We start from the raw sequence: 14,315 nt of genomic DNA, 5'->3' as shown, positions 1-14,315 counted from the left end.
AGGGACAATAAAAAAACCCGGGTGGCATTTCGAGAGTCCAACTCAATCCAGTCCCCTGGATAACCAAACCCAATAACCACATTCCCGCTCTGAAATATCGTCCTTTTTATCCGGGAATGCCTCGTTATCCATTTAAATTGTTTGATATACTCCTATTCGTAATTGGTGGAAGACGCCGAGGGAGAGAGGGCGAAGAGGTGAAATTTTCCCCGTCATTCTGAGGAGTCCGGTGTTTTTGCCGGACGACGTGTGGGTCTTATCTTTCCAACTTTATCCAGAATCCATATCCCCCCAAAAATTCAAGAATCAAGGCCTGATTCCAAATTTTCAAATTTTTATGATTTTTTAAATCTCATTGCCGATATGTTAATGTATGGTGTATTTCTATTTCAATCTTTGACACAGTGTGTTATAGATTAATCAGTTTAAATAACCTTGTGATACCTTTTGGTAAGTTTATTTTAAATTAGCTGTTCTTAAAAAGGGAGGAATTTGAATACAATTGTGTGGAAGTGAACATTTCCGATCTTCAAAAGATAAAAGTCAACGAAAAAACCACCTTTTAAGAGATTGCTGAAGTTTCTCCAGCGTACCGGTTTCTCAAATGAAAACAATTCAAGAATCAAAACCTGGCAACATAAGTTCCGTAATAAAAATAAATGATCAAAGAAGTGGAGGGGAGTAGTTTGAAAAATTTAAGGGTTCAAATTCTATTGATAATCTGTCTTTGTTTTCTCGGTTTAAGTTCTATCGTAGGAGCTACTGAAAGTCTCTATGACATTGCTTACCAGACATATATCTATGCCTATCCAATGGTTTTGACCAAAGCGACTCAACTCACCCAGAATATTCCTGATAATCAGTTTCTCCATTATCGAGATGTTCCATCCCCCAGTAACCGTGATGTCGTCCGACCGAATCGGGATACGATGTATTCGTTAGCCTGGCTCAACCTCAATGAAGGTCCCATTCTCTTAACCGTTCCTCAGACCCGAGGTCACTACTATCTCGTTCAATTGATGGATATGTGGACCGATACCTTCGCCAGCCCCGGTTCTCGAACCACCGGCTCAGAAGGAGGACAATTCCTTATCGTTGGTCCCAATTGGAATGGCCAGCTTCCTGATGCCACCGATCCAAAAATCAAGGAATTCATCAATGATTTCAGGTTAATCAAATCACCAACCAATCAAGTCTGGATTGTCTGTCGGGATGAAATAGGGAATGAAGAAGACTATTCTGACCTTCACGCCATACAAGATGGCTATCGCTTGGAGCAAATTGGAAATCCCACGGATCTGCCCGCTCAAGCCGAACTCGCCCCTCGGGAAGATCCTCGTTTTCTTGCCCTAACTCAAATGATAGAAAACAGTAAAATGATTCCACCCCAAATCATAGCCCAGATGGATGCTGGAACCTTTTTTGAAACCTTTGCGGAACTGATGATTGATAATCCTCCCCATATTCAAGACTGGCCGATCGTCGCATTAATGAGTCAGATCGGCATCCAGCCGGGCAAACAGTTTGACTTTCACAGTGTAGAGCAGAATGTCCAGGATACCATCCGTCAAGCGGCTCAGGATGCTCAAAAAAATATCCAAGTCCAAATACCCTTCCCGGTTGTTGATAATTGGCGATTTATGACCCAACATTCCGGATCTTATGGAACGTCTTACTTGTTCCGGGCTGCCATTGCTTATATTGGGCTTGGAGCCAATCTTCCTGAAGATGCTGTATACCCAGTGACTCATATAGATTGCAACTCTGACGTCCTCGATGGCAGCAAAAACTATGTTGTCCATTTTGAACCAGGGCAAATCCCACCGACTTATTCATTTTGGTCGCTTACGGTGTATGACTCATCGGGGTATTTGGTTGAGAATCCCATGAAACGATATAATTTAAACAGCAAGCAAAATGAATTGAAGCTCAATCCCGATGGATCGCTGGATATCTATTTACAGAGCACTTCACCTGGGCCAGAATGGGAGCCGAATTGGCTTCCGGTTCCTGCCAGTGGAAGATTCGATCTCACTTTACGAATCTACTGGCCAAAAAGGGGAGTTTTGGATGGAACCTGGAAATTGCCTAAAGTCTGCCCTCGATAGTAAGTATAGGTATTCATGTCAATTTCACGTCACCAGATGAGGATGAAAATACTTATATAAAAACGCATTGCGAGGAATCCAACCGCTTTTTAATGGGATGACTTGGCAACCTGATTTGTCCATTCAATCATTCTGAGGTGTCCGGTCTTTCACTGGATGACGTGAGAATCTCATCATTTATTTTTTCCTAGTGGTCCGATTCCCCGAAATTCAAGAATCAAGACCCGAACCCGTCGGATTCGCTATCTCATTAAGCCTCATCTTGCTCATCACATTCACTGAGGAGATCCGCGATCCGTTGATCGATCTGCTTGAGGACTTTTTGGGTATTGTTCTTATCCCACTTCTTTTTGATCGAGGAATTCGCTTTAAGATTACTGTCATCAAGGAATAAGGCGTTCCCCCCAATCAGGTTCAGCTTTATACAGAGATAAGCAGATTGTTTTAAGACTTCGGCTAATTGTGAGCGGTTTTTTCTCCTGAATTCAGCGATGGTCTTATGGTCGGGCTTGAGCCCTGAGGTCAGCCAGATAAAGGAGAGATTATAATGGATAGCCTCTTCTAATTTTCGAGAACTCCGGATCCCATAGGCATAACCATAGACTAAGAGTTTTAACATCATCTTGGGGTGATAGGCGGGATTCCCAGCTTGGTGGGGATCCAGGTTAAATCCTAAATTTTCTAAATCAAGAGCCTCTACAAAGGTATCATAAACTCTAACCGGATCATCGGGAGTGACGTATTCTTCGATACTCGGGGGCAAGAATTGCAGGTGGTTTCTATTCTCAGGTCGATAAGCCATAATAAGAGTATCCTTTCTTAGGCCATTATTCTCTTAATTTTATAACAAAAAAAAGTAACTCTAAGTCTTGTAAAACAAGAATTATATTCGATATTTAGGTCTTTTTTTATTGATACAAATTGGTATTTGTAACATAGTCTGATTGCAGGGAGCACATTGTGCGAAGTAAGAATCTTATCCTTTCCAAGCCACACAGCCTTTAAACATTCAAGAATCAAGACCTGACCCCTACAGGATGTTATCAACTCATTTTTTTAAATTCATCGTAAGTTAGATTAGCATCTTTTAAAATTTTTCGAAGAGTTCCTATCGCAACATCTTTCCCTTTGTGAATAGGAACCGTTGTCCACCTCCCGTCGAGATGATGAAAAATGGCATGGCTTCCACTCTGGCGAATTTTTTAAAAACCAAGCTTTTCAAGAGTACGTATAACATCTAAAGGCTTGGCAGGTTTAATTTTAGACAACAACCTCAACCTCTTCTATGAGTATTTCAATAGGTATTGGTTCACCAAGTGCTTGGCGAGCTTCGATATGGAGTTGGATAGCGTCTTTGATATTCTGTAACGCTTCATCGACAGTATCACCTTGGGAATAACATCCTTGTAGAGCAGGGCAAGAAGCAATATATATACCGTTTTCGTCTTTTTCAATGAGAATTCGATACTTGTATTTCAAAGCTTTTCACGCTCCTAAATTAAATTACCCAAACCAATAATAGCATAAAACTTAGAGCAGTAATAATAAAGAAAAGAAAGGTAAATGACAGAGGGATATAAAAGTGACGTAAGAGAGAGGTGTGGGAAGCATCGTTTCCTTGTCTAAAGACAAAAACCTCTCAAGATTCATCTTTCTAAAGAAATCGACCATCAAAATTTATAAATTTAATTTTTACGACAAATTTAAATACTGATTTAAGCAAAATACTCATTTTCCACTATCATCTTTAAAAAAGAAAAACGTAACAAATTCAAGAATCAAGACCTGAACATCCCACTACAAATTTCAAGCCATTTTTAAAATATTTCTCTCGTTTTCTTCTCGGATTTCATAGAAGCGCTTTTCTTTTATGAGTGACCAAATAACCCTCACCAGATGTCTCCCCAGTGATCGGATAGCCTGATTATGCTTTTTCCCTTCTAATCGTTTTTTCTCATAGTATCGCTTTGATTCTTCGACTTGCCAAGAATGATGAGCCACCGCAACCATCATTGCTGCTTTAGTTCGAGTATTCACTGATTTGGCAACTTTACAGCCTTCTTTTTTCCCTGAACTATTATCAAGTGGTGCCATTCCTAGGTACAAAGCTAAGCTCATATCTTGCGGAAAACGACTGAGATCGTCAATTTCACCAGCTAGTTCAGCTGAAGAAATTGGTCCAAAACCAGGAATACTTCCGATGGTTCTAGCCAGATCTGATTGTTCGCAGAGAGGCTCGAATTCGTTTTCAATGGTTGCAATGGCTTCCATAAGCGCTAGTATGCGTTTGGCATCCTCAATGATCATGGAACTGACCAAGTCAACATCAGTAGAAAAATGAGCTTCTTTTTGCCAGGAAGCGATTACTGCAGCATACTTTTTCCCGACTCCTTTAATCTTGAGGAGACTCTCTTTCCGCATGGTAGCGAGATTTCGGAGTGAAGGACGGCAGGTGAGAAAATGGAGATACCAGCGACTATCAACATTTTTCACCAAATCAACTAACCCCGGAGCGACTGATTGCAAGGAGAGCCTTGCATTCGATTCTGGATGCTGATCTTTTCATTCACCAACTGTCGACGTCGTCGAGTGAGCCGTTTGAGGGTCTGATTCACTCCGTTTCCTGGTTTGATTTTGAGTGATGGCTCAACGCTCTCCTTGGAAAGAAGGAGCAATCCGCATGAACTCGACAATCTTTTTGGGCACAATCACATCAGTTTTTGCAGGACCAGAGAACAGCTCTTTGAATCGAGCCAGTTTTAAATTATTGATGTTATACAGGATATAGCCTTTCTGTTGAATCAATTGATCAAGAGGTCGAGCATACCCATTAAACCCTTCCATTCCGATTATGACTGGACATTTCAAAGTTGATTCATAATGATTAATTTCAGAAAAAAGAGAGTTAAAACCACTGGCATTATGAGAAATCCCAAATTCTTTGAGAAGTGTGCCATTTGATTCTGCAATGGCAACCTGATGTGAATGACATCCAACATCGATGCCAACCAGAAGGTGTTCGTTCATGAGCGGAGCCTCCAAGCTTGATATATTGAGGATGTATTCTTTATTGTCCCACATCGCGTCTATTAACAGAGCCACAGTCACACGACCGGCACCATCCCAGCAGATGTTACGGGACAATAAAAAAACGAGGGCGGCATTTCAGAGTCGAGTGAACCCAGTTTCCTGGATAACGAACCCCAACAGCCACACCCCCGTCTCAAATAGCATAGCATATTTTATCCGGGGATGCCTCGTTATCCTCTCAAAATTGTATGATAGACCCTAGGATTGTCTATTTTTCCTTTAAGGCTTGTATTCTTTCTTTGGCTTGCTCAATATAGGGGCCATGTTGCATTGAAGCAAAGCGAAGAAATACCTTATAATCGCCAATAGCTTCTTTCCAGTAACTCATCTTTTCATAGATCTCAGCACGGGAATAGAAAGCCATAATAAATCTTGGGTTGAGCTCCAGAACTGTATTGAAATCAGCTAAAGCCTGATCTAAAAATCCTTTCATGGAGAAGGCAAGGCCTCGGTTATAATAATATCCATCATTCTGTGGACTGAACCTCAAAGCCTGATTAAAATCAACGATGGCTTGATCATAGCAATCCTTCTCATAATGAGCTAAGCCACGATTGTTATAAGCATCGGCAAAATGAGGATTAACTTCCAGTGACTGGTTGAAATCAGCAATCGCTTCATCAAAGCGATCTATTTTAGTATAGGTGACTCCCCGGAAACTATATATCTCAAACAATTCTGGATTGAGCTCCAAAGCGCTGGTAAAATCGACAATCGCTTCATCAAAGCGATCTTGGCTGTAATAAATCCTTCCCCGTTCAATATAGAACTGGGTATTTGACGGGTCATATTTTATAACTTCAGTGTAATCGATAATTGCTTTATCAAAAAGACCTTGATTGGCATAGGCCATTCCCCGGTAATGAAAAGCTTCTGGATATCTGGGGTTTAATTCCACTGCCATAGTATAGTCAGCCATGGCCTGATCGGAGAGGTCTTTATCATGGTAAGACACTCCTCGAATATAGTAGGCCCTGTCATCCATTGGATTTATTGTCAGAGCCAGACTGCAATCAGCAATGGCCTGATCATACCATTCTTTTTCCCAATAAACCGCTCCCCGCTGGACAAGAAGAATACCGATGGTTTCCTTCTTCCCTAGACTTTTCAGATAAACCTGGTTTTTCAAATAGTCGTTCTTGAAAACTCGACAATCATATTCATCAGCCAGAACCGTTCCTTTTTGAGCAGGATCGAAGTTGATCGGTTTTTGACCATCATCGGAGCGGACATAGAATAAATCGGGTTTGACTAAAATATACCAAGGCATTCGCCTTTTCTGGGGTTGAGGATGAGATCGATGAGTAAAATCTTTGAAAACAGCAAAATGCCTTCTTTGGTATACACCAAATAATGGAATGCCAATCCGCTCGGCAAGAGCCAGATAGAGAACCGACAGCCCAAGATCATTTCCTTTTTTCTCATCCAAGACCACATTCAAAAAATTGACTTTTGGATCTTCCTCATCTTCTCCTGCGGTTTCAAAACCTAATTCTTGAAAAAGATAGTGGTTGATAGTTTCAATGCTCTTCAGCGGATCTTTTTCTTTGCCAATTTTTTTTATCAAAACCTGAGCCAACTCGTCGATACGGTTTCGATAACTCTCAAGGTTAAAAGTGAGGTGATATAGATTTAAAGATGCTTCCTGAGATAGCAATAGAGCAGCAGTGGCAAGATCAATCTGGTCATCAGGCAGAGCCAGGGCTTCTTCAATATTCTTAGCCTTCAAGCCTAAAAGATTTCTATTGGCAAGCTGAGGTGAGCGGAACCAAAATCCTGGACTACTCATCTTATTTTTCCACCTTTTAAAGGTATTTATCTATCAATTATCGACATTTCCAATAACTTTAACTTCAGATTCAGTTGATGAAAAAATTATTAAAAAAAACAAATTCATAAATACGGATTTGAGAATCCATTAAGATGAATTCCTTGATACGTCTTTTAGGAATTCAACCAATTTTTTATTAATTTATCAACCCACCTTACCGATATTATAATTTATAGCGTATTTTTATTTCAAATATTTAAGAAATTGTAATAAATATTAATTTGTTAAAATAACAGTGTAGAAACTTATAACAAACCTATTAAATTTGGCTAACCGAAAGAGGGGAGTATTTGCCACAAATTAGGAGGGATGGAAAGCTGCCAATCTTCAATGGGAAAAACCAATTATAAAAACTAACCTTTAAAAGATTTGCTGATCAAAGATACCAATATTTCTCCATTTCATCAATTCACTAAACATAAATAATTTAAGAATCAAGACCTGACCCCAGCATACTCTCGAGAAACTCGGCTTTTCATTCATTTCTCATTCTCTATTTTTTCAAGAATACCAGGGTGAAGGGTACAGGCATGAATCTCATCTCCCTATAATCAAATTAGATCTTCCTCAATTAAAAAAATCCCTATCTTTCCAAAATTAAAATATTGATCTGGGAATAATGAGGTTATTAGGCATTACCTTCTTTTGTGGAGAGGAGGAAAATTCAAGAATCAAGACTTGATCCCTAGGATTGTTATTTTATATAAATTAAGGAGAAATATATGAATAAGAAGGAAAGAATTGCTGCTGTTATTCATCATAAAAAAATTGATAAAATACCCTGGACAATGTATGCATCCTATCCACCCTGGGGTGAAACTGAACGGAGATTCAGGAACGAGGAATTAACCTTGATTTACCAGCACTTTCCGATTTGTAAAGTGACAATGCCGGAGGTCAAAGTGACTGAGGAGAGTCACTATCTTCTTGGAAGTGACAATGGAAGAAATGTAATAATCAGAAAGTTTAGTACACCTCGTGGAGAGGTCTCGACAAAGCATGAACTTTTTATAAACAGTCTTCCTACTCCTGGTGATCTCATTCAGAAGTTTGGGAGCGAGATTGACCAAGAAATGCTTTCATGGGTAACTGGTTTTCCATTTCAGTCTGAATCTGATTATGAGATTTTGGAATTTATTTATAAAAATATGCAATTTAGTCCGAACTTTGAAGAATTTATAAAAACCGAGAAATTAATCGGTTCAGATGGCTTTATAATGGCTAACCTGGGTCAATCTCCCTTTCAAACCCTCCTGTACCAACTGATGGGAATTGAAAGGTGCTATCTTGAATATGATAGCAATCCAAAGAAATTTCGAAGACTCTACGAAGTGTTGTATGAAAATTTAAGAAGGAAATACCGATTAGCAGCTGAGGCGCCAGCCCAACTCTTTTGGTCTGCTGAAAATCTCACCAGCATGCTTACTCCTCCTGATTTATTTCAAGAATTTTATATTCCTTTTTATAATGAAATGGCTGAGATTCTGCACAAAAAGGGAAAAGTTTATGCAGTGCATATGGATGGCAATTTACAAAATCTTGTTCACCTGATAAAGGAAACAAAAATTGACATCATTGAGGCATTTACTCCTCCCCCAATGGGTGATCTATCGGTTACTGACGCCATGAAAATGTGGAAAGATAAAGATAATTTGGATTAATTTTCCTGGTACGTTACTAGCTACTGCCGATGCCAAGGAAATAAAGGAATATACCATAGAAATGCTTAAAAGCGTTGCTCCTGGCGATAACTTCATGATTGGCTGCACCGAGAGCTATCCCATGGAAAGATGGGAAATGGCTTTTGGAGCAATTTCGAATGCCTTAAAAGAGTGTGGCGATTATCCGATTCAATGTTAATTGATTAATAATCTTTGAAGTTAAAAAAGTCATATAAAATCATTGATTGGGTAGGATTAGGGATTCGGTGAATACATCCAGGTATTAAGTCGAGTTGCTTAAAACCATTCCAGCTGTTCTTGTCATTGCTATTGCTTTTTCTTCATCTCCAATTATTTATCAATTATTCTTTTCTTAGTCCATGCTATTGAGACGAAATCTCCATCCCTTATGTTTCAACATAACTATATGATTATCAAAAAGAAGTGAGAAAAAAACTAAAATTCTAAACTCACGTCCAGACTCCCATATATCAATAGAGGAAGACGTCGAGGGGGGGGGCATGAGGATCTCCTCTTTTTCTATATTATTTTCTAAAAAAAATCAGGAAAAAACGAAAGGCATCATCCCCGTTGCGAAGCGCCACCCCTCCTAAGGAGAGGAAATGTTCAGTCTATTCCCCCATTGAGGGTGGTTAGGGGAGCGTGCCTTTAATCCGTCATTCTATGTGGTGCTTTCCTGCATGAGGATCTCATCTTTTATCTTTCCCTAATGTTCCAATTCCCCAGAAAATTCAAGAATCAAGACCTGACCCCCTCTGACTACTCTGAAACATCGTCCTTTTTATCCGGGAATGCCTCGTTATCCTCTTTAAATTGTATAATAGACCCCAGCATACTCTCGAATGACGTGAGAATCTCATCTTTCCATCTTTTCCCAGAATCCCAATACTCCGAAATTCAAGAATCAAGGCCTAATCCCCGCATATTCTTGCCTAATTATTCAGTACCTCACCATTGCTTCTTATAATTTTTAAAGACAAAAAAAGTTTTTATATTTTTTTATACCGCTACTTGACAATACATTAGAAAAATGGTAGAAAAGTACACATATACATATACATACTCAAGGAGATAACCATTGGAAAAAAACCTATTTACATCCTCGATGATGATGGCAAAACAAGAATCAAGGTTTGATCTTGCGAGATTGAATAAAAATAAAATATAAAGCTACTTGACAGTATACGTATAAAAATGATATAATAGCCATATACGGCTAATAGAAAGGAGACAACCATGGGAAAAAAGACTATTTACATACGTGATGAGGACGAAGAAGTATTTAATAAAGCTATGGAAACATTGGGTGATGGGGAGGGTATGGGCTCTATCATTGTTACAGCATTGAAAGAAAAGATGCAAAATATGAATGAACTGGAAAATGAAGCTTATGAACTAAGTATGTTAGTAGAAACCGGTCTTAACAGATATGTAGAAAGAGCTTTAAACCATTATCTACAAATTCTTCCTGGTAGTGCTCTCGAAAAAGCAGAAATAATGATCATGGTCATTCGACAGGAAGATCCTGAATATTTCTCTTTGAAAGGAGAAACTGGACTACAGATATTAAAAACAATGTGGGCTGATGATCCAACCTGGTTTGAAAAAGGAAAAGAACTAGTAAAACAAGGTTGGTCTGAGCACGAGAGAAGGCAAAAAGAGGGAAAGAAAAAGTTAATGGAAACCTTTGGAATAATGTCTAGTGAAAAACCAACAAAATCGAAAAAAGAACAACCAAAGCAAACTAAAACAAAAAGAAAACAAAAAAAATAGAAAGGAGGTTAAATAAGCATTATCGTGAGGTAATATCCATTTTTTCAAGTTCAACCAAGAAAGGGGATATGAATCCGATGTATGCAGTAAAAACAAAAAGAGAAAACAAAGAAATTTTTGGATTTGTTAATTTACCGAATTGGTTAAAAAAACGTTATAGAGAAGTTTATGTTAGTTACCATAGTGATCTTTATAATTCTTGTTGCATCATGTGTCGGGTTGTTCTGGAAGTAGCATTAAAAGAGGTGGATAAAAAATTGACCGGAAGAAACTATATTAATTCCAACAAAAGTTTAATGGAGCTTATAAATGGGTGCGGTCGTTTTCTAAAACATAAAGAGAGGGATGCTATGTTAACTATATACATGAATGGAAACCTAAGCGCTCATTCTGAAATACTGCCAGGAAGACAGGAAGCCACAGATTCCTTCCGGGCTTTAGATATCCTTCTTAAGGGAATTTTATCGCTAAAAGTAGTTTCAATACAATGGTTCACAGAAATTTAATTAACTATTCTATAAGGAATAAGTGCCTAAGTTCATGACCCAAGAAAAGGAGGACAAAGGATGTTAAAAGTTGATAAGCTATGGGAATGTCAATCACAAGACGAATGGATGCAAGCATTAGATAATTACTGGAAATTCGTTAAACCTACCAATATAAATTTAGAAAAAGAACTCGATGAATTAAATCCTGATGTTGTGAAAAACATGAACACTGATGAATTTTACAATTTTCTTTTAAACAAATATTTCAAATGGAAATACACAGCTCCAAATCGATATGCTTCAACAACTAAATTTTTTAAGCAATATAAAATAAATGGTATGAAGTCTTTAGAAAACATTAAGAAGAATTTGTTTTCATTTAATTTAAATAATATTGAAGAAGGGCTCAGAATTACAAGTGAAATTAAAGGTTTGGGAATAGCTGGTGCATCTGGATTATTATCCCTTCTTTTTCCAAAATATTTTGGTACTGTAGACCAATTTGTCGTAAAAGCTCTTTGTGGTATAGATGACCTACCACAATGTTCAATAGTTCAAAAGATGAATCCAGGATCTTTAAATTTGAAAGATGGGTTAATTCTCATTAAAATTATGCGTCTTAAAGCAAGTGAATTAAATAGCACTTTTAAAACTGAAACGTGGACACCGAGAAAAATTGATATGATTCTTTGGACTTATGGAAGATAAATCATAGCAGCAGTTGAGTTATATTCACATTAAAATGATAAGGGGTTGGGAAATGAGTGAACATAAAACCAAGACCTAACCCCTTTAATTTGTAACTCTACATGAAGAATAAAAAAAGAAATTAAGGATCGATATATTTATCAAGGAGGTTAAAAATGGGAATAGTTGATTATATTATTCATTTTATCCTGGCTATCCCATTCATCATGTTTGCAGTTGGAGTTTCAAAACCCGATTATGATTGGTTAATCCCGTTAAGTATTTTTGGAATTTATCCTGCTCTTTTTTTAGGTGGGATTCTCTTTTTTTTATTTTCATAAAATATATCCAGAAAAATGGAGCTAAATATAAGGGTGGCAATTCAAGAGCCAGAGTGAACCCAGTTTTCTGGATAACCAATCCAGCTGGATTGGTAATGAGATTTTAGGGTGATTTATATCTGTCATTGTTTGGTTATTAAGATATAATAGAATTACGATCTAGATCTGAAATTTTGCCATAGAGTAGCAAGAAATAATATTTCTTATCTTATCTAAAAGATAGCGAGGATCGAAAAACTAATTAAAATTGAAATAATGTTTTACATCGTTAGTAGAAAAGGCAATGTCAAGTTGGAGGATCCATGAACCGCGTAACGGTTAAGCCCGAAATACTGCTCTGGGCACGCGAACGAACCGGTCGGAGCCTAGAAAGTTTGAAAAAATTATTTCCAAAACTCGATCTTTGGGAAAAGGGAGAGTTGAGTCCAACGCTCAAACAATTGGAGGATTATGCCAAAGCTACTCGTACCCCGATTGGGTTTTTCTTCCTAGCCAAAACTCCTGTAGAGCGGATTCCAATTCCCGATTTTCGTACCATGTATCAAGAACGCAAAACCCACCCCAGCCCTGATTTACTCGATGTCATATATATCTGCCAGCAACGTCAAGAATGGTATCGAGATTATGCGCGTTCTGTTGGCGAGAGGGGTTGTAAGTTCGTAGCATCATCAAATCTTATAAGTAATATTGAGATTACTGCAGCTAACATGAGACAGATGCTTAGGTTTGATGTTGAGGAGCGCCGACAAATGACAAGTTGGACTGAAGCCCTTCACTATTTCAGCGAAAAGGCTGAAAATCTTGGTGTGCTGGTTATGATGAGCGGTATCGTTGGAAGTAATACAAGGAGAAAGCTAGATCCCCAAGAATTTCGAGGTTTTGCACTAGTGGACAACCTTGCACCTCTGATATTCATCAACAGCGCGGATAGCAAGTCAGCACAGATGTTTACCCTGGCACATGAGCTTGCACATCTTTGGCTTGGTGAAAGTGCATTGTCAGATGTAAGCTTAGCCTCATCTCCTTCACATGAAATCGAAGTTTGGTGTAACCAAGTTGCTGCTGAGTTTTTAGTGCCATTTGAATCGCTAAAAATTGAATACCAAAAAGATGCTGATTTAACAACAGAAACGAACCGTCTGGCTCGAATTTATAAGGTGAGTACTCTGGTTATCTTACGCCGAATCTATGATATTGGTGGTTTAACCTGGGAACAATTTAAGAAAACATATAATGAGGAATTGAAAAAATTTCAAGGGATTCCAAAAACAAGTGGTGGTGATTTTTATCGAACCCAAGTAGCAAGGGTAGGAAAACGTTTTGCCCGTGCCCTTATCGCAAATACTCTTGAAGGACAAACACTTTATCGTGACGCCTTCCGTATGCTGGGTTTATCGAAGATATCAACCTTTCATGAACTCGGACACTTTTTAGGAGTACTATAATGGCATATTTACTTGATGCCAATGTTTTCATACAGGCAAAAAACCTTCACTATGGTCTCGATTTCTGTCCAGCTTTTTGGGACTGGCTTACGTTTAACAATGTTTCAAGAAAAGTTTTTAGTATCGAAAGAGTTAGTGATGAAATCAAAGCAGGTGACGATGAACTTACAGATTGGGTAGCGAAATGCAGTCCAGATTTCTTCCTCAAGCCAGATAACGCTATGTTATCTGTTCTCAGCAAAGTCAGCGATTGGGCTACCAGTCAAAATTATGAGCCTACCGCTGTAAATACCTTTTTCCAGGTTGCTGATTATTATTTAGTAGCTTATGCATTGGCCCACAAGCATACTATAGTTACCCATGAGATTGCATCAACTTCATACAAGAAGATTAAGATTCCCAATGCCTGCATCGGTCTAGGCATTAAGTGTATTAATCCATTTGAGATTTTGAGATTAGAGAGAGCTCGATTTATATTAGAGCCATATAGATAAAACAAGTGAGAATCTGAAGGCTGGATCTTGATTCCTGAATTGTATAAAAAATAATAGACGTGGCTTGAGGAAGATGATCTCGGTTCTACTGTTTTATAAAAATAGAATAACCTCATGCTCATTCTTGGTTAGGATATTGTCAGATCTGTGAGAGTGGAACGGCAACGGATTCTTTTTCTTTATGAGGTATGAGGGGGAGGAGGTTGTGTATCATGACATGTACCTCGTTCCTATATTATTGACTGAAACAATAAAAAAACGAAGTTGGAATTTTAGAGTCAAGTGAACCCAGTTCCCTGGATAACCAACCCCAACAGCCACAATTTTGTTTAAAACATCTTACATTTTATCGGAGGATGTCTCGTTATCCTCTTTA

15 protein-coding genes are annotated in these 14,315 nt (G+C 38.3%); 9 read left to right on the top strand and 6 right to left on the bottom strand.

Annotation, left to right across the window (positions count from 1 at the left end; genetic code table 11):
• Positions 1 to 686 precede the first annotated feature (686 nt).
• On the top strand, positions 687 to 2,108 hold the full coding sequence (locus RT761_RS00805) for a DUF1254 domain-containing protein (protein WP_218112200.1): 1,422 nt from the start codon (positions 687 to 689) through the stop codon (positions 2,106 to 2,108).
• A gap of 250 nt (positions 2,109 to 2,358) precedes the next feature.
• Here RT761_RS00805 and RT761_RS00800 read toward each other — a convergent pair whose 3' ends face one another.
• From RT761_RS00800 to RT761_RS00775, 6 genes are all read right to left on the bottom strand, one after another.
• Complete coding sequence (locus RT761_RS00800; RefSeq protein WP_218112199.1) at positions 2,359 to 2,910, bottom strand: transposase; 552 nt, start codon at positions 2,908 to 2,910, stop codon at positions 2,359 to 2,361.
• 241 nt (positions 2,911 to 3,151) lie between these two features.
• A complete protein-coding gene (locus RT761_RS14090; RefSeq protein WP_281388055.1) occupies positions 3,152 to 3,307 on the bottom strand; it encodes a type II toxin-antitoxin system HicA family toxin in 156 nt (51 codons plus the stop codon).
• A gap of 61 nt (positions 3,308 to 3,368) precedes the next feature.
• Positions 3,369 to 3,587, bottom strand: coding sequence for a type II toxin-antitoxin system HicB family antitoxin (locus RT761_RS00790; RefSeq protein WP_218112198.1), 219 nt, complete (start codon positions 3,585 to 3,587; stop codon positions 3,369 to 3,371).
• A gap of 327 nt (positions 3,588 to 3,914) precedes the next feature.
• Complete coding sequence (locus RT761_RS00785) at positions 3,915 to 4,634, bottom strand: transposase (protein WP_218111573.1); 720 nt, start codon at positions 4,632 to 4,634, stop codon at positions 3,915 to 3,917.
• A 120-nt stretch (positions 4,635 to 4,754) separates the two neighbouring features.
• Positions 4,755 to 5,135 carry an IS110 family transposase gene (locus RT761_RS00780; RefSeq protein ID WP_218112197.1) on the bottom strand — a complete coding sequence of 127 codons (381 nt, stop codon included), beginning with the start codon at positions 5,133 to 5,135 and terminating at the stop codon, positions 4,755 to 4,757.
• 271 nt (positions 5,136 to 5,406) lie between these two features.
• Entirely contained in the window at positions 5,407 to 6,987 is a 1,581-nt protein-coding gene (locus RT761_RS00775) for a tetratricopeptide repeat protein (RefSeq protein ID WP_218112196.1), read from the bottom strand.
• A 764-nt stretch (positions 6,988 to 7,751) separates the two neighbouring features.
• Here RT761_RS00775 and RT761_RS00770 point away from each other — a divergent pair.
• From RT761_RS00770 to RT761_RS00735, 8 genes are all read left to right on the top strand, one after another.
• The gene (locus tag RT761_RS00770; protein ID WP_218112195.1) at positions 7,752 to 8,690 is read left to right on the top strand and encodes a uroporphyrinogen decarboxylase family protein; all 939 of its coding nucleotides are present in this window, start codon (positions 7,752 to 7,754) and stop codon (positions 8,688 to 8,690) included.
• Between the two features lie 61 nt (positions 8,691 to 8,751).
• A complete protein-coding gene (locus RT761_RS00765; protein WP_218112194.1) occupies positions 8,752 to 8,889 on the top strand; it encodes a hypothetical protein in 138 nt (45 codons plus the stop codon).
• A 1,058-nt stretch (positions 8,890 to 9,947) separates the two neighbouring features.
• On the top strand, positions 9,948 to 10,484 hold the full coding sequence (locus RT761_RS00760) for a hypothetical protein (RefSeq protein WP_218112193.1): 537 nt from the start codon (positions 9,948 to 9,950) through the stop codon (positions 10,482 to 10,484).
• 68 nt (positions 10,485 to 10,552) lie between these two features.
• The gene (locus RT761_RS00755; protein ID WP_218112192.1) at positions 10,553 to 10,990 is read left to right on the top strand and encodes a DUF4145 domain-containing protein; all 438 of its coding nucleotides are present in this window, start codon (positions 10,553 to 10,555) and stop codon (positions 10,988 to 10,990) included.
• 60 nt (positions 10,991 to 11,050) lie between these two features.
• Positions 11,051 to 11,680, top strand: a complete 630-nt coding sequence (locus RT761_RS00750; RefSeq protein ID WP_218112191.1) for a hypothetical protein — start codon at positions 11,051 to 11,053, stop codon at positions 11,678 to 11,680.
• Between the two features lie 155 nt (positions 11,681 to 11,835).
• Entirely contained in the window at positions 11,836 to 12,000 is a 165-nt protein-coding gene (locus RT761_RS00745) for a hypothetical protein (RefSeq protein ID WP_218112190.1), read from the top strand.
• A 302-nt stretch (positions 12,001 to 12,302) separates the two neighbouring features.
• Positions 12,303 to 13,445: an ImmA/IrrE family metallo-endopeptidase gene (locus tag RT761_RS00740; RefSeq protein ID WP_218112189.1), complete on the top strand. Its 1,143-nt coding sequence runs from the start codon at positions 12,303 to 12,305 to the stop codon at positions 13,443 to 13,445.
• Positions 13,445 to 13,939, top strand: a complete 495-nt coding sequence (locus tag RT761_RS00735; RefSeq protein ID WP_218112188.1) for a DUF4411 family protein — start codon at positions 13,445 to 13,447, stop codon at positions 13,937 to 13,939. The genes RT761_RS00740 and RT761_RS00735 overlap by 1 nt, the downstream gene beginning before the upstream one ends.
• The last annotated feature ends 376 nt before the right edge of the window (positions 13,940 to 14,315 follow it).

Source organism: Atribacter laminatus (assembly GCF_015775515.1).
GTDB lineage: Bacteria > Atribacterota > Atribacteria > Atribacterales > Atribacteraceae > Atribacter > Atribacter laminatus.
This window is presented reverse-complemented; position numbering and strand designations above follow the sequence as displayed.